Here is a 16,043-nt window from a genome sequence, read left to right as displayed (position 1 = left end):
TTTAATAACAAGGAGGTGCCATCTAATGAAACTTCATGAGTTAGAACCAGCTGCTGGTTCACGTAAAGAACGTAACCGTGTTGGTCGTGGTATTGCGACTGGTAACGGTAAAACTTCTGGTAGAGGTCACAAAGGTCAAAATTCACGTTCAGGCGGCGGAGTACGCCCTGGATTTGAAGGTGGTCAAAACCCGCTTTTCCGTCGTTTACCAAAACGTGGATTCACTAACATTAACCGCAAAGAATACGCTATCGTAAATCTTGATGCGTTAAATCGTTTTGAAGAAGGCACAGAAGTTACACCAGCTTTACTTGTTGAAACTGGCGTTGTGGGTAAAGAAAAATCAGGAATCAAAGTTTTAGGTAACGGTTCTCTTGATAAAAAGCTTACTGTAAAAGCTCACAAATTTTCTGAGTCTGCAAAAGCAGCAATTGAAAATGCCGGCGGAAACATTGAGGTGATTTAATGTTTCGAACAATCTCTAACTTTATGCGCGTGAGAGATATTAGAAATAAAATCATTTTCACCCTTTTGATGTTGGTGGTTTTCCGTATAGGATCATTCGTTCCAGTACCAAATGTAGATGCTGAAGTATTACAACAAACTGATCAATATAGTTTGGTTGGTTTCTTGAATACTTTTGGCGGTGGAGCTCTTAAGAACTTCTCTATTTTTGCTATGGGGATAATGCCTTACATTACGGCGTCAATTATTGTTCAACTGTTACAAATGGATGTTGTGAAGAAGTTCACTGAGTGGTCAAAACAAGGTGAAGTTGGTCGACGTAAAATTTCCCAATTTACACGATACTTTGCAATTATTCTTGCCTTTATTCAATCAATCGCTATGTCTTACGGTTTTAACCGTATGTACGGCGGTTCATTGATTAGAGAAGAGGGAGTATTGACTTACTTAACAATTGCAATCGTGTTAACTGCTGGTACAGCATTCTTATTATGGCTAGGCGAACAGATTACAGAAAAAGGTGTTGGAAATGGTATATCCATTATCATCTTCGCTGGGATCGTAGCTGCATTACCAAATACAGTGAACCAAATTTATGCTCAACAGTTTGAAAATGCTGGTGATCAATTGTTCATCAACATTATTACGCTTGTCGTAATTGTATTAGCGGCTATTGCCATTGTAGTTGGAGTAATTTATGTTCAACAAGCGAATCGTAAAATTCCAATTCAATATGCAAAAGGCTCTGGTGCTCAACGTGGGGCACAACAATCTCATCTCCCATTGAAAGTTAACTCTGCCGGGGTTATTCCAGTAATCTTTGCTGTAGCATTCCTTGTTACACCAAGAACGATTGCTACTTTCTTTGAAGATAATAAAGTTACACGATTTATTGAAAGAACGTTTGATTATTCTCAACCGATTGGGATGATCTTATACGTTGCGTTAATTATAGCGTTTGCGTATTTCTATGCGTTTGTTCAAGTAAATCCAGAAAAAGTTGCAGATAATTTGAAAAAACAAGGTGCATATATTCCAGGCATTCGCCCAGGTAAAAGCACTCAAGATTATTTAACAACTGTCTTATATCGCTTAACATTTGTAGGGTCAATTTTCTTGTCAGTAGTGGCAGTTCTACCAATCTTGTTTATCAATATTGCAAATCTTCCATCATCTGCACAAATTGGCGGTACTAGTTTGCTAATCGTAGTTAGTGTTGCACTAGAAACGATGAAACAATTAGAATCACAACTTGTAAAACGACACTATAAAGGTTTCATGAAATAAAGGTTGGTTTTTTGGAACGTTATTCGTTCCTAAAAACCTTCATACTAATATTGGGGGCACTCCGTATGAATATCGTTTTAATGGGTTTGCCTGGTGCTGGTAAAGGTACTCAAGCAGACAAAATTGTTGAGAAGTACGACATCCCTCATATTTCTACAGGCGATATGTTCCGTGCAGCTATTAATAATGGTACGGAATTAGGGCTTAAAGCAAAATCGTTTATGGATAAAGGTGCATTAGTACCCGATGAAGTAACGATTGGAATCGTTCGTGAACGTTTAAGCCAACCTGATTGTGATCAAGGCTTCCTATTAGATGGATTCCCACGAACTACTACTCAAGCTGAAGCGTTAGATGGAATTCTTTCTGACCTTGGTAAAATGGTAGAACATGTTGTGAACATTGAAGTAGAACAAGAAGAATTGATTAAACGTCTAACAGGTCGTCGTATCTGTAAAGTATGTGGCTCTTCTTATCATTTAGTTTTCAATCCTCCAAAAGAGGAAGGAAAATGCGATAAAGATGGAGGAGAACTTTATCAAAGAGCAGACGATAATCCGGAAACGGTAACTAACCGTCTGGAAGTAAATATTAAGCAATCTCAACCATTACTTGATTTTTACAACAAGAAAAATGTTTTAACTAACATTAATGGTCAGCAAGATATCAATGATGTATTTGCTGATGTTGATGCTCTATTAAAAGGCAACCGCAGCTAATACCCGATGAAGGGCGCAGATATCTGCAACCGCGGGAGTATGCGGTAGCAAAACGGAAAGTTATTTTCGAGAGCTGCAAAAGCATATTGTACCCGGTCTATACACTGATGAATAGCTTGTATCTTTTGTAGGATACCATTTATCCTTGATGCATTCTCTATTCTGAAAAGGTATAATGGGTTTCGTGGAAAAGTATCTGTGTAAACGGGTATGCAGGATCTCATCCAGGGTAGCCGGGGAGCGTGTGAGATACAAGTATTACCTGGCACATAAATCTTGGTTCGAGAAGCGAAGCCTGAAGAGCGTCTTTCGAACATCTCTCATACAATCCAAACATATGTTGAGACAAGCAGCAAAACTTTTAGCAAATTCCTAGTGAATTTGACGATAGTTCCTGAATTGCATATAGAAGGGAGACAGGGTCGATGGCGAAAGACGATGTAATTGAAATCGAAGGCACAGTTGTTGAAACTTTGCCAAACGCGATGTTTAAGGTAGAATTAGAAAATGGTCATACAGTTCTTGCTCACGTTTCAGGCAAAATTCGTATGCACTTTATTCGCATCTTACCGGGAGATAAAGTAACAATTGAGTTATCTCCATATGACTTAACTCGCGGTCGTATCACATACCGTTTTAAATAATCTTTTGCGCTCCGGACCACTAAGGAGGTTAGGTTAGATGAAAGTGAGACCATCTGTGAAACCGATCTGCGAAAAATGTAAAGTTATTCGCCGACGCGGTAAAGTAATGGTAATCTGTGAAAATCCTAAACACAAACAAAAACAAGGATAATTTCCAAGGAGGTGCACATCGTACATGGCACGTATTGCTGGTGTTGACATTCCACGCGAAAAACGCGTTGTAATTTCATTAACATACATTTTCGGTATCGGTAACACTACAGCTAAGAAAGTTCTTGCTGACGCTGGTGTTTCAGAAGAAACTCGAGTTCGTGACTTAACTGAGGACGAACTAAACAAAATCCGTGAACAATTAGATAAATACAAAGTTGAAGGTGACTTACGTCGCGAAACTTCACTTAACATCAAACGTCTAATGGAAATCGGTTCATTCCGCGGTATCCGTCACCGTCGTGGCTTACCAGTTCGCGGACAAAATACTAAAAACAATGCGCGTACGCGTAAAGGTCCACGTAAAACTGTAGCTAACAAGAAAAAATAATTAAGTAAAGGAGGTTTCTTCTTAACATGGCACGTAAACAACAAACTCGTAAACGTCGTGTGAAAAAAAATATCGAAGCTGGTATTGCACACATCCGTTCTACATTCAATAACACAATTGTAACCATTACTGATATGCAAGGTAATGCTGTTTCTTGGTCTTCAGCTGGTGCTCTAGGTTTCAGAGGTTCACGTAAATCTACACCATTCGCTGCACAAATGGCTGCTGAAACTGCTGCTAAAACATCTCTAGAACATGGTTTAAAAACATTAGAAGTAACTGTTAAAGGTCCTGGTGCAGGTCGTGAAGCTGCTATTCGTGCACTTCAAGCTGCAGGTTTAGAAGTTACAGCTATCAAAGATGTAACTCCAGTTCCTCATAATGGTTGCCGCCCACCAAAACGTCGTCGTGTATAATAGTTGCAACTCTTGTTTTTATTGAGTACACTTTTTATACACAAATGGAATATATTATTTGAATGATTGATTGACATTCGATTTAAATGGAAATAATACCATATATTCGATGTTTTGAAGGAGGGTAAATTGAATGATCGAAATTGAAAAACCAAAGATTGAAACCGTTGAGATCAGTGATGATTTAAAATACGGCAAGTTTGTTGTAGAACCACTTGAACGTGGGTATGGCACTACTTTGGGTAATTCACTACGTCGTATCCTTCTGTCTTCTTTACCAGGAGCTGCTGTAACCTCAATCCAAATTGACGGCGTACTACACGAATTCTCTACTATTGAAGGCGTTGTAGAAGATGTTGCTTCAATTATTTTGAACATTAAAAAGCTAGCTTTAAAAATCTATTCTGATGAAGAAAAAGTCATTGAAATTGATTTTAAAGGTGACGGGGTTGTAACTGCTGCGGATATTACGCATGACAGTGACGTAGAAGTATTAAACCCAGATCTATACATTGCAAATGTTGCTAAAAATGGTCATCTTCGTATGCGTATGTATGCGCAACGTGGACGTGGATACACTCCAGCTGATCAAAACAAACGTGAGGATCTTCCTATCGGCGTGATCCCGATCGACTCTATTTACACTCCAGTTTCACGCGTCAACTACACAGTTGAAGGAACTCGTGTTGGCCAATCTTCCGACTACGATAAACTTTCACTTGATGTGTGGACAGATGGCAGCATCGGTCCAAAAGAGGCGATTTCGCTCGGAGCTAAGATTTTAACCGAGCACTTAAATATCTTCGTTGGTTTAACTGATGAGGCAAAAACTGCTGAAATCATGGTTGAAAAAGAAGAAGATCAAAAAGAAAAAGTTTTAGAGATGACTATCGAAGAACTAGATCTTTCTGTTCGTTCTTACAACTGCCTAAAACGTGCAGGTATCAATACTGTTCTTGAACTTGCTAACAAGTCTGAAGACGATATGATGAAAGTACGTAATTTAGGACGTAAATCATTAGAAGAAGTAAAAGCGAAGTTAGAAGAGCTTGGTTTAGGGTTACGAGAAGAAGACTAAGCGACTTTAAAATATGTAAGATCAGTAATTGAACGAAGGAGGGAAACATCCATGGGTTACAGAAAACTTGGACGTACTAGTTCTCAACGTAAAGCAATGTTACGTGATTTAGCAACAGACTTAATCATTAACGAACGCATTGAAACAACAGAAACTCGTGCGAAAGAATTACGCTCAGTAGTTGAAAAAATGATTACTCTAGGTAAACGCGGTGACTTACACGCACGTCGTCAAGCTGCAGCATTTATCCGTCGTGAAGTAGCAACTTCAACTGATGCTGAAGGTAATGAAACAACAGTTTTTGCACTTCAAAAATTGTTTGATGATGTAGCACCACGCTACGCTGACCGTCAAGGCGGTTATACTCGCATTATGAAAATGGGACCTCGCCGTGGTGACGGTGCGCCTGTAGTTGTAATTGAATTAGTTTAATTATAACGATGCGGGGGAGGGTGTACTTGTTCACAACAATTTGAACTTACACCCTCTTTTTTTCAAAAAAACGATGATTTATACGACAAATTTAAAAGCTGAGTGTTATGATGAGCGGACGTAATTGCCGTCTCGTTTAGCTCTACGCACCCCATTCACGTTTGAGGCCTGAGCAACCTCTAAACGGGAGATATCCAACTATGCGCATTTCTCTGAATGGGGTGCGCGCTTTTTTATTTCATTTTTATAGGTTTTTATAAATTCGACTTTTGTCATAATGGACAAAGTCGTATTTTTATAATAAAAACTATTTCCAGCTAGTAATCATACATAAAACAGTGTAAGTTATAGAAGAGCAGAGTATAGAGTAGTCTAGCGAGAGGAGCTTAACACATGCATGAAATCTTATCACTAAATAATGTGACATTCACATATGCACCTGACGAACCCACTGTAAAAAATGCAGTGGAAGATGTTTCTTTTAAGGTAGAAGAGGGCGAATGGATAGCAATTGTTGGCCACAATGGTTCAGGTAAATCAACTATTGCTCGTCTTATTAACGGTTTACTCTTTCCTCAAAAGGGAACTGTACAAGTTATGGGGCAAACATTAAACGAAGAAAATTTATGGGAAGCACGTTCTCAAATCGGAATGGTTTTCCAAAATCCAGATAACCAATTTGTAGGAGCTACAGTGCAAGATGATGTAGCATTTGCTTTAGAAAATAATGGTGTACCATATGAGGAAATGTTCAAGCGTGTTCATGAGGCTTTACACCAAGTAAAAATGGATAGCTTTTTAAATCATGAGCCACAGCATCTATCAGGTGGACAGAAGCAACGTGTTGCTATAGCTGGAGCACTTGCACTACAACCACGCTTACTTATTTTAGATGAAGCAACATCCATGCTTGATCCACAAGGACGTCAAGAAGTACTATCAATTGTACGTGCTTTACGTGAGAAAACGGGGTTAACGGTGTTATCTATTACACATGATTTAGAAGAAGCGATTATGGCTGATCGCTTATTGTTTATGAATGGCGGGAAAAAGTTTGCTGAAGGAACTCCCTCTGAAATTTTTGCTTTAGGAGATCAATTAGTTGAACTTGGTTTGGATTTGCCATTTGCGATGAAGCTTACAAGGCTTTTGCAGGCAGAAGGTGTACAACTTCTAGGAGAACACATGACAGAAGAAGAGTTGGTGAATGATGTATGGAAATCGAACTTCAAAAAGTAAGCTTTGCTTATGCACCTGGTACGCCCTTTGAAAAAAGAGCGTTATTTGATGTAGATTTAGCTATTCCTTCAGGTAGTTATCAAGCCATCATCGGACATACTGGTTCAGGAAAATCAACAATACTACAACATCTAAATGCATTATTAAAGCCAACAGAGGGAGCAGTTCGTATCGGTGATAAAACGATAACTGCAGGCAAAAAAGAAAAGGATTTACGCCCTGTGCGTCAAAAAGTGGGTATCGTCTTTCAGTTCCCTGAACACCAATTATTCGAAGAAACCGTATTAAAAGACATTATCTTTGGTCCGATGAATTTTGGCGTGTCAGAGGAAGAATCCATCGAACGTGCTCATGCATTAACGAAGTTAGTAGGACTACCTGAAACAGTATTAGAGAAATCACCTTTTGACTTGTCAGGTGGTCAAATGCGTCGAGTAGCTATTGCTGGTGTATTAGCAATGGAACCTGAAGTAATCGTTCTAGATGAACCAACTGCAGGGCTGGATCCTAGAGGTCGTAAGGAAATTATGGATTTGTTTTATCAGTTACACAAAGAACGTCATTTAACGACTATCCTAGTAACGCATAGTATGGAGGATGCAGCACGTTATGCAGATCGAATAGCGATTATGCATGAGGGACAATGTGTTCTAACGGGTACACCACAAGAAATTTTTAGTGATACTGATCAATTAGCTAGTTATCGTTTGGAAGCCCCTCATATTGTTCATTTTCAACATCAACTTGAACAGAAAATAGGTCGTAAGTTTTCAAAGATTTGTTTAACTGAAGAAGAGTTGGCAAAGGTGATTGCGCAAGAGTTACGAGAGGAGCGTGATCATCAATGATGGAAAAAATGATTTTCGGTCGTTTTATACCAGGGGATTCATTTGTTCATAGATTGGATCCACGTTCTAAGTTAATATTTGTATTTGCGTTTATCATTGTTGTCTTTTTGGCAAATAATACGCCTACATATATTGCACTGTTAGTGTTTACACTACTAATCATATTCATGTCACGTATTAAAATGTACTTTTTGATTAATGGATTAAAGCCAGTACTGATCTTAATGATTTTTACATTTTTATTGCATATATTCTTTACAAAAGAAGGTCCACTGATTTTTCAATGGAAGTTTATCCATATTTATGAAGAAGGACTTAGACAAGGGATCTATATTTCGATTCGTTTCTTAGTATTAGTATTCGTGACATCGATTTTAACATTAACAACCTCTCCAATTTCAATTACTGATGGGTTGGAAGTACTGTTAAATCCATTAAAAAGATTAAAACTACCTGTACATGAATTGGCATTAATGATGTCCATTTCATTACGTTTTATACCGACATTAATGGATGAAACAGACAAGATTATGAAGGCACAAATGGCAAGAGGCTCAGATATCACAACAGGTCCAATTAAAGAGCGGATAAAGGCAGTTGTTCCATTATTAGTTCCTTTATTTGTGAGTGCATTTAAACGAGCAGAAGATTTAGCAACAGCAATGGAAGTACGTGGCTATCGTGGTGGAGAAGGAAGAACACGCTATCGTCAGTTAAAATGGAGTATTGGCGATACGGTAGCGGTTTTTTCCATTGTTGTGATGGTAGTTGTATTAGTATATTTACGTAGTTAATAGAAATAGGAGATTGCATAACGATGAAAAGAAGAATGAAAGCCACAATCGCATACGATGGTACTAATTTTTCAGGATACCAAGTACAGCCAAAAAAACGAACTGTACAAGAAGAGATTGAAAAGGTACTTACTATAATGCATAAGGGTGAGATTGTCCATGTGACGGCAAGTGGTAGAACGGATGCAAGGGTCCATGCAACAGGACAAGTTATCCATTTTGATACAACATTGTCCATTCCTCTTGATCGTTATGCACGAGCATTAAACGTTCAATTGCCACGAGATATTCGTGTTATGGAAGTAGAGGAAGTATCTGATGATTTCCATGCTCGCTATAGCGTCCATGGCAAGCGATATCGCTATATCTGGTCATGTGAAGCAATTCAGAGCCCTTTTAGACGTTTTTATGCAACACCCACCAATGGGGTGAAGCCAGATGTTAAGGCAATGGAGGAAGCAGCTCAGTACATTCAGGGAACGTATGATTTTTCATGCTTTTGTGCAGCAAACACAAGTGTGAAGGATAAAGTTCGTACAGTCTCTTCGTTAGCATTCGAGTGGAATGGAGAAGAATTGCATATGGTGATTGAAGGAAATGGCTTTTTATACAATATGGTACGTATTATTGCAGGTACACTCTGGGAAGTAGGGATTGCTAAACGTAAGCCTTGCGAGTTGGCCGAAATCATTGCATCTTTAGATAGAGGAAATGCAGGGAAAACTGCGCCAGCACAAGGTTTATACCTTGAAAATGTGTACTATAATGCTTGAAGCAACATTTCCAGGTGTTTTTCTCAAAACGCTTGACTTACATTGCTATCTGTTGTAAGATGACATATGGTATTTTCATTACCCCACAAGATAAGCCCCGAATCTTAGCTTTTGAGGATAAAGAAAACAATTGGAACAGAGTAATAGAAACAATTTGATAATTGTAGGAGGATACTAAAATGCGTACAACATTCATGGCTAAAGGTCACGAAGTAGAACGTAAATGGTTAGTTGTTGACGCTGAAGGCCAAACTCTTGGTCGTTTAGCTTCTGAAGTAGCTGCTATTTTACGTGGTAAACATAAAGCAATCTATACACCACACGTTGACACAGGTGATCACGTGATCATCATCAACGCTGAAAAAATTGAGTTAACTGGTAACAAATTAAAAGGTAAAATTTACTACCGTCACACTCAATTTGCTGGTGGTTTAAAAACTCGCACAGCTGGTGAAATGAAAGAAAAATATCCAACTCAAATGTTGGAATTAGCAATCAAAGGCATGCTTCCTAAAAACTCTTTAGGTCGTCAAATGTTCAACAAACTACACGTTTATACTGGTTCTGAACACCCACATGCTGCACAAAAACCTGAAGCTTACGAGCTTCGCGGATAATAATTAGAGGAGGATACAACCTTGGCACAAGTTCAATATATCGGCACAGGTCGTCGTAAAAGCTCAACTGCCCGCGTACGTTTAGTACCAGGCGAAGGCAAAATCGTTATTAACAACCGTGACGTTGAAAACTACGTCCCATTCGCATCTTTACGCGAAGTTATTAAACAACCATTAGTAGCAACTGAAACTCTTGGTAGCTATGATATTTACGTAAACGTAAATGGTGGTGGTTTCACAGGTCAAGCTGGCGCAATCCGTCATGGTATCGCTCGTGCGTTACTAACAGTTGACCCTGATTTCCGTCCAGCGCTTAAAACAGCAGGTCTACTTACTCGTGACCCTCGTATGAAAGAACGTAAAAAATACGGTCTTAAAGGCGCTCGTCGTGCACCTCAATTCTCAAAACGTTAATTATTGGCGTTTCAAGGCTCTCAACCGATATGGTTGGGGGTCTTTTTTGTAACCTATGAAAAAAGGTACCAAAGGTTATGATAGGAAGTTAAAACATAACCTATGTAAAAGTATTTCCTAGATATATTTTTTTATTAAAATAAAAAAAGTGACCGTATTTTTTTACGGTCGCTTTTAATTTGCTTTTTTATCTATATATCTCTTTATTGTTCTTTTCAAACTTGTTGATACGATGGTAAATGCGGAATAGTAATTGTACTAGAGGTTCCAATTTGTTTGAAAAATAAATGACTAGACTACTTGTTGCAAATGAAAGTACTATACTTCCTATCACGTCAAATGGGTAATGAACGCCAACATAAACACGTGAAAGTCCAACCATTGTAGCCCACAGTAAAACAATATATTTTCCACGAGTATTTCGTAAAAGTAATGTCCATGCAATAGCAAATACTAATACTGCATGATCACTTACGAAAGAAGAATCTGCAGCATGCGGTACTAATTTGTGTACATGGTGTGCTACAAATGGACGTGGGTGATAATAGATCATATGAATAATTGCATTAATGAATAATGCAATAGCTGAAGAAAAAACAGCATATAAAGCTGTATATCTTATTTCGATACCTTTTTGTTTATTTCCTATAAACCAAAGGAAAAGTAATAAAAGGACTACCACATAAGGGACACTATTCGAAAGGAATATCATTAAATCATCCAATAATTTTGAGTGTCCGGCTAGTCCATTAATTTGTTGAAATAGCTCGTAATTCATTATTTTTAATTCCTCCACAAAATAAATTCTATATTATTGACGAATTAAAGTAATTTAAGTTGTCGCTATTTCAGGATACTATATGAAATAGCAAAGTGAATAAAAATAGAATAAAAATAGTATTAAAAATCCATTAAAAATAAAAAGTCATGAATAAAATAATATCAAAAATGGTACTACCTTTGTATTTGCAGTCATAACTTTGTTGCATACTATTATTTTGATTGAGTAATAAAATCTTGCTAGTTTATGCCTACATTTTGGTAGCGTGTTAATCTATCCATATTTACGTATATTGAGCGACATATACTCTCCCGCATTGGCATATGTTAGTGTAAAAAGGTGGTGTCTATGTTTGAAGCGGTGGCTTGTATGGAGTGTAGTATTATTAGCTTGTATATTATTAGTTGTTTATGAAACAAAAGCATCTAGTCGTGGTTTCTTTATTTCAGAAACTTTAGGAGGAGTCAAAATTGTAGTAGATGCTGGTCATGGTGGAATAGACGGTGGTGCATCAACAACAGAACTTGTTGAAAAAAATGTGACATTAGCTATTGCGCAGAAAGTGGAAAAGCTCCTAAAGAATAAAGGTGCAACAGTAGTTATGACGCGTACACAAGACGATGATGTAATTGCTGAGCATCAACCGAATACTGAATTTCAAACATTGCGAGAAAGGAAAAGGGAAGATATTTTTCTAAGAGCGAAATTAATTGATGAAGCAAAACCGGATCTTTTTATTAGTATTCATGCAAATGCTATTCCTGAATCGAAGTGGCGTGGAGCACAAGTGTTTTACCATAAAGATGGACATCCAGCAGGTGAGTTGTTAGCTAAATCAATTCAAGAAGCTATTAGAGAACAACTCAAGAATACCAATCGTGAAGCATTAGCGATTAAGCAAGTCTATTTACTCAAGAAGGTTAAAATGCCATCAGTACTTGTAGAAACAGGTTTTCTAAGTAATCCAGAAGAAGCAGAGTTACTTTCTTCACCCGATTATCAACAAAAAATGGCAGAAGCAATCGTAGCAGGTATCGAGCGTTACTCGGATTCTATTGTAGAATAAGTAGCGTCACAATACTATTTGAAAACGTTATGATATACTAAATTCGAAATGATAATTAGAGGAGTGTCTACAGTGATTAATGAACAACAAGTTCTAGAATTAGTTGGAGAATTAAAAGATCCTTTTCTACATAAAACATTAACTGAAACAGGCGGTATTATTGAAGTTTCAATTAAAGAAGAAAAGGAACATGTCAGTGTAAAAATCGCTATTGCGAAAACAAATACACCTGAACAACTTGCTCTTCAAATGGAAATAGTTAATGTATTAAAGGGTGCTGGATGCAAAACAGTTGGCATTCGATTCTCAGAACTTTCATCTGAAGAAATTGAAAAATTCCGTGGGACGGCAACTCGTGCAGAAGCACAAGATTTATTGTCACCATTAAATAAAGTGAAATTTATTTCTATTGCTTCTGGTAAAGGTGGCGTAGGTAAATCTACCGTTTCCGTTAACTTAGCAGTTGCATTATCTCGCCTAGGCAAAAAAGTTGGTTTAATTGATGCAGATATCTACGGATTCAGTGTTCCTGATATGATGGGTGTACAAACAATGCCTGTTATTGAAGAAAATCGTATTATTCCCGTCGAACGTTTTGGCGTGAAGATGATTTCTATGGGATTTTTTGTAGAAAATAACGCACCTATTGTATGGCGTGGTCCAATGCTTGGAAAAGTACTAGATCAATTCTTCCGTGATGTAGATTGGGGAGATCTTGATTACTTACTATTAGATTTACCTCCGGGTACAGGGGACGTAGCGCTTGATATTCATCAAATGTTACCTGAGTCAAACGAAATTGTTGTTACAACTCCACATCCAACTGCAGCATTCGTAGCAGCTCGTGCAGGCGCAATGGCAATCAAAACAGAACATAACATCTTAGGTGTCGTTGAAAATATGTCATGGTTCCAATCTGACGTATCAGGACAACGCGAATATGTATTTGGTCAAGGCGGTGGTCCTAAATTAGCTGACGAACTTCGTACAGATTTACTTGGACAAATTCCGTTAGGACAACCAGACTGGAATGATGTTGACTTTGCTCCATCCGTATATGCAAAAAATCACTCAACAGGACAAATTTATCTTGAGATTGCACAAAGAGTGATTGATAAATTAAATAAAGAAGAATAACAAAAAGGGATGTAACATAAGTGGACTTACTGCTTTTGATACATCCCTTTAGTATTGAAAAAAATCTTAGTCGAGGAAAGAAAGGGCTAAAAAGTAACTTGCGCAGAACTCATTCACTATTTTCCTCCGCCGCCTTTTTTATTACTTTCACCGCCACCTCCACCGCCTCCACCAGTTTTAGAAGTTTCTCCTCCTGAAGGTTTTTCGGCAGCAGATTGAATAAGCTTTGTCCATTTTTCTTGGAGTAGTGGGCTGTTAATTACTTCTGTAATGACTTTTTCTAATTCCTTCTTAGAATTTGCGGACTTCATAATTTTTTCTAATTGCTTTTGCATATCGGGTTGTGAGAAGAACTGTTCTAAATCTTTTTGGAAAGAAGCATCTTTCATCAAATCCTTAGCCAAGTCTTTTTGTTCTTTTTTCATGCCTTTTGCAAAGGATTCGCGGAATTTAGGATCTTCAAATTGTTTTTTCCAATATTCGTCGGCTTTTTTGGACATTAAAGTATCCTCTACCGCCTTTTTGACATCATCATGATTTAATACCAGTAGATCGCGCATTGATGGATCCTCTAATATATTACGCACTATTTTTTTCCCCTCTTCTGTTTGCAAAGCATCAAGAGTGGATTTTTTTATATCATCGTATGACTGGTTTTGTTGTACGGGAGAGGAACAACCAGATAGAATAACGAATAGAAGAGTAAAAATGACAGCTTTTTTGTACATATACTTCCCTCACTTTCGCATAAGTCGTTTCAATTATTGTTCACAATTGCTTTTAGTTTATGTACGGAATGAGGGAAGAAATAGATTTTTTCGACTTTGGTTGTTAGAATGGAACAAGAACTTGTAAAAAACGGAGGCCTTTTAGTCGTGACGATACGAAATTGGTTTAAATTTGCCTTTAGAGCGCTCATTATTGGTGGTGTTGTTACCGGATTAATGAGTTTAATCATACGTTGGGGAGATTTTTATGCTCACCATTTTTCAAATGGTGAGTGGGGAGAAGCATTTGGCGGACTATTATGGTTTGTCTTTCTTGGCTTTACAATGAGTATGATTTGCCAAATGGGTTACTTTGCTTATCTAACTGTACATCAAATTGGTGTCAATATTTGTCGGTCATTAACTTTGTGGAATTGGGTACAAATATTATTGATAATTATTGCGTTAATAGATGTTATTTTATTCCGCTTCAAACCATATGCACATAGCGCTAGTGATTGGCTTCTTTACATAGGATTATTAGTTGTGTTAATCGTAGCTGCAGTTTTAACAGCCATAGAAAAAGTAAAAATGACTGGCAAAAAACATATTTTGGTTTCAGCTTTATTCTTTATGATTTTTGTTAGTGTGATTGAATGGCTTATTGCACTTTGGGTACGATCAGAAGGTGGTAATGAATACATTACGCTTTTATTATTCCCAATCCTTGCAGTAAATGCGTTCCAACTACTGGAGCTACCGAAGTATAATGCGAAATCTGCTGAGGATTTGAAAAAACGAGAAGAACGCCGAAAAGCAAATAGAGCGCTAGAAGAAAAAAATAATAAAGTAAAAAAAGAACCAGAAAAAAAGCAAATTAAGAAGACAAAACGTAAATAATGTAAGGAGCTATTTCGAAAGTGGTAAAATCAAACCACTTATGAAATAGCTCTTTTCTGCTAGCTTATCTAGAATTTAATTGCTAATCGCAGGAGAAATCATTGCCAATAGCATGAGCAAATGCACAATAAAGCATAAAAACTTAGTATGGCCTTCGAATAAGATGTCCAGAAGTGAAATTTGAATACCTTTTTTATGGTGATTTTTTTGTTTTAATTGAGTATCCAAAAATCGTTTCTTCTATTGGTTGGAAGGTGTTATTTTCTATAAGTTGATTAATTCTTTTTAGTTGTAACCGTTCTTCTTGATGATATGGAATAGAAACAATATCACCTTTTGAGAGTCTTAATTCACCCTTGCTCGTTTGAATCTTTGATGCGGCTAGCATGTTTATCTGTTCTTTCCATAAAATTTTCGTAACCTCGGGAAGGAAAATGTAATCTTTCGTTCTAAACCAAAGAGGAGGGTGCTTCATAATTGAACTAAAAGTGCTAATATCCTTTTCAAGCTGTGAAGGATTGCTCACATAGAAATCACTACTTCTCCCTAACAACCCAATTGGAATGTTTTTGGATTGAATTACTTTAACGAGGGTGGGAGACCTTTTTAATAAATCAGTATCCACCATTAGTAATGGATATGGCGTTTTAACTTCGTTTAACCATTCGATAAATTCTGCATCTGCAAAAGATAAATCTATCGTTAAAGACATACCATAGTTCCCTTTTGTAATAACATTTGGTTCATCTGTTAAACGAAAAACTTCTAACATTGAATTTTTAGAAGGTGTAAAGACCAACAATAAAGCCATTATAAAAACCATCAATATAAGTATTCTTTTAACCAGTATGCTCACCTCTAGATTATATATATGAATTTAAATTGCCATTTAAAACTTTTCTAATATAAAGTGTTGACAAACGTATAGAATCAGCGTATAGTTATCAACGTTGACTCGTTAAGAGAAAACAACCTACAAAATATGACTTAAAACTTCTGATAATAAAGTTCTTGACTTTGAGAATCAGACGTGATAAGATATAAAAGTTCGCTACTGAGTGAACTAAATATGAACCTTGAAAACTGAACAAGCAAGACGTTAATCAATAAACTTTGATTACTAACTATTGTTAGTAACAAGGACAAACAATAGATATCATCATATGATGATACGCTAGCAAAGCT

21 protein-coding genes are annotated in these 16,043 nt (G+C 37.1%); 18 read left to right on the top strand and 3 right to left on the bottom strand.

Annotated elements, in window-relative coordinates; translation table 11 throughout:
• Positions 1-25 precede the first annotated feature (25 nt).
• The 15 genes from rplO to rpsI all read left to right on the top strand — a co-directional run bounded on the left by rplO (position 26) and on the right by rpsI (position 10,267).
• Positions 26-466 carry a 50S ribosomal protein L15 gene (gene rplO / locus ABE048_RS11325; RefSeq protein WP_430311386.1) on the top strand — a complete coding sequence of 147 codons (441 nt, stop codon included), beginning with the start codon at positions 26-28 and terminating at the stop codon, positions 464-466.
• Positions 466-1,752, top strand: coding sequence for a preprotein translocase subunit SecY (secY, locus tag ABE048_RS11320; RefSeq protein WP_430311385.1), 1,287 nt, complete (start codon positions 466-468; stop codon positions 1,750-1,752). The genes rplO and secY overlap by 1 nt, the downstream gene beginning before the upstream one ends.
• 65 nt (positions 1,753-1,817) lie before the next feature.
• Positions 1,818-2,471, top strand: a complete 654-nt coding sequence (locus ABE048_RS11315; protein ID WP_430311384.1) for an adenylate kinase — start codon at positions 1,818-1,820, stop codon at positions 2,469-2,471.
• A 425-nt stretch (positions 2,472-2,896) separates the two neighbouring features.
• Complete coding sequence (infA, locus tag ABE048_RS11310; RefSeq protein WP_038179110.1) at positions 2,897-3,115, top strand: translation initiation factor IF-1; 219 nt, start codon at positions 2,897-2,899, stop codon at positions 3,113-3,115.
• 37 nt (positions 3,116-3,152) lie between these two features.
• A complete protein-coding gene (rpmJ, locus tag ABE048_RS11305) occupies positions 3,153-3,266 on the top strand; it encodes a 50S ribosomal protein L36 (RefSeq protein ID WP_000868344.1) in 114 nt (37 codons plus the stop codon).
• Positions 3,267-3,290: 24 nt separating this feature from the next.
• Positions 3,291-3,656 carry a 30S ribosomal protein S13 gene (gene rpsM / locus ABE048_RS11300; RefSeq protein ID WP_430311383.1) on the top strand — a complete coding sequence of 122 codons (366 nt, stop codon included), beginning with the start codon at positions 3,291-3,293 and terminating at the stop codon, positions 3,654-3,656.
• A gap of 26 nt (positions 3,657-3,682) precedes the next feature.
• The gene (gene rpsK / locus ABE048_RS11295) at positions 3,683-4,072 is read left to right on the top strand and encodes a 30S ribosomal protein S11 (RefSeq protein ID WP_332649184.1); all 390 of its coding nucleotides are present in this window, start codon (positions 3,683-3,685) and stop codon (positions 4,070-4,072) included.
• 133 nt (positions 4,073-4,205) lie between these two features.
• Positions 4,206-5,150, top strand: a complete 945-nt coding sequence (locus ABE048_RS11290) for a DNA-directed RNA polymerase subunit alpha (protein ID WP_430311382.1) — start codon at positions 4,206-4,208, stop codon at positions 5,148-5,150.
• Positions 5,151-5,201: 51 nt separating this feature from the next.
• Positions 5,202-5,582 (top strand): 50S ribosomal protein L17, encoded by a 381-nt coding sequence (gene rplQ / locus ABE048_RS11285; RefSeq protein ID WP_430311381.1) that lies wholly within the window; start codon positions 5,202-5,204, stop codon positions 5,580-5,582.
• Between the two features lie 393 nt (positions 5,583-5,975).
• Entirely contained in the window at positions 5,976-6,821 is an 846-nt protein-coding gene (locus ABE048_RS11280; RefSeq protein WP_430311380.1) for an energy-coupling factor ABC transporter ATP-binding protein, read from the top strand.
• Positions 6,797-7,669, top strand: a complete 873-nt coding sequence (locus ABE048_RS11275; RefSeq protein WP_430311379.1) for an energy-coupling factor ABC transporter ATP-binding protein — start codon at positions 6,797-6,799, stop codon at positions 7,667-7,669. Before ABE048_RS11280 ends, ABE048_RS11275 begins: the two co-directional genes overlap by 25 nt.
• A complete protein-coding gene (locus tag ABE048_RS11270; protein ID WP_430311378.1) occupies positions 7,666-8,463 on the top strand; it encodes an energy-coupling factor transporter transmembrane component T family protein in 798 nt (265 codons plus the stop codon). Before ABE048_RS11275 ends, ABE048_RS11270 begins: the two co-directional genes overlap by 4 nt.
• 23 nt (positions 8,464-8,486) lie before the next feature.
• Complete coding sequence (gene truA, locus ABE048_RS11265) at positions 8,487-9,236, top strand: tRNA pseudouridine(38-40) synthase TruA (RefSeq protein WP_430311377.1); 750 nt, start codon at positions 8,487-8,489, stop codon at positions 9,234-9,236.
• 179 nt (positions 9,237-9,415) lie between these two features.
• Positions 9,416-9,853 (top strand): 50S ribosomal protein L13, encoded by a 438-nt coding sequence (gene rplM, locus ABE048_RS11260; protein ID WP_430311376.1) that lies wholly within the window; start codon positions 9,416-9,418, stop codon positions 9,851-9,853.
• Between the two features lie 21 nt (positions 9,854-9,874).
• Positions 9,875-10,267: a 30S ribosomal protein S9 gene (gene rpsI / locus ABE048_RS11255; RefSeq protein ID WP_430311375.1), complete on the top strand. Its 393-nt coding sequence runs from the start codon at positions 9,875-9,877 to the stop codon at positions 10,265-10,267.
• 187 nt (positions 10,268-10,454) lie between these two features.
• Here the strand turns inward: rpsI and ABE048_RS11250 are convergent, their stop codons facing one another.
• Positions 10,455-11,045 carry an undecaprenyl-diphosphatase gene (locus ABE048_RS11250; protein ID WP_430311374.1) on the bottom strand — a complete coding sequence of 197 codons (591 nt, stop codon included), beginning with the start codon at positions 11,043-11,045 and terminating at the stop codon, positions 10,455-10,457.
• Between the two features lie 355 nt (positions 11,046-11,400).
• Between ABE048_RS11250 and cwlD the strand changes: the two genes are divergently transcribed.
• Together cwlD and ABE048_RS11240 are read left to right on the top strand one after the other, a co-directional pair.
• Entirely contained in the window at positions 11,401-12,114 is a 714-nt protein-coding gene (gene cwlD, locus ABE048_RS11245; RefSeq protein ID WP_430311373.1) for an N-acetylmuramoyl-L-alanine amidase CwlD, read from the top strand.
• A gap of 72 nt (positions 12,115-12,186) precedes the next feature.
• A complete protein-coding gene (locus ABE048_RS11240) occupies positions 12,187-13,251 on the top strand; it encodes a P-loop NTPase (RefSeq protein ID WP_430311372.1) in 1,065 nt (354 codons plus the stop codon).
• Positions 13,252-13,367: 116 nt separating this feature from the next.
• Here ABE048_RS11240 and gerD read toward each other — a convergent pair whose 3' ends face one another.
• Positions 13,368-13,979 (bottom strand): spore germination lipoprotein GerD, encoded by a 612-nt coding sequence (gene gerD / locus ABE048_RS11235; RefSeq protein WP_430311371.1) that lies wholly within the window; start codon positions 13,977-13,979, stop codon positions 13,368-13,370.
• A 147-nt stretch (positions 13,980-14,126) separates the two neighbouring features.
• Here gerD and ABE048_RS11230 point away from each other — a divergent pair, with 147 nt between their 5' ends.
• Positions 14,127-14,858, top strand: a complete 732-nt coding sequence (locus ABE048_RS11230) for a KinB-signaling pathway activation protein (RefSeq protein ID WP_430311370.1) — start codon at positions 14,127-14,129, stop codon at positions 14,856-14,858.
• 193 nt (positions 14,859-15,051) lie between these two features.
• Here ABE048_RS11230 and ABE048_RS11225 read toward each other — a convergent pair whose 3' ends face one another.
• Complete coding sequence (locus ABE048_RS11225) at positions 15,052-15,669, bottom strand: hypothetical protein (protein ID WP_430311369.1); 618 nt, start codon at positions 15,667-15,669, stop codon at positions 15,052-15,054.
• Positions 15,670-16,043: the final 374 nt, after the last annotated feature.

This window comes from Rummeliibacillus pycnus (genome assembly GCF_050459865.1).
GTDB classification, from domain to species: Bacteria; Bacillota; Bacilli; order Bacillales_A; family Planococcaceae; genus Rummeliibacillus; species Rummeliibacillus pycnus_B.
This window is presented reverse-complemented; position numbering and strand designations above follow the sequence as displayed.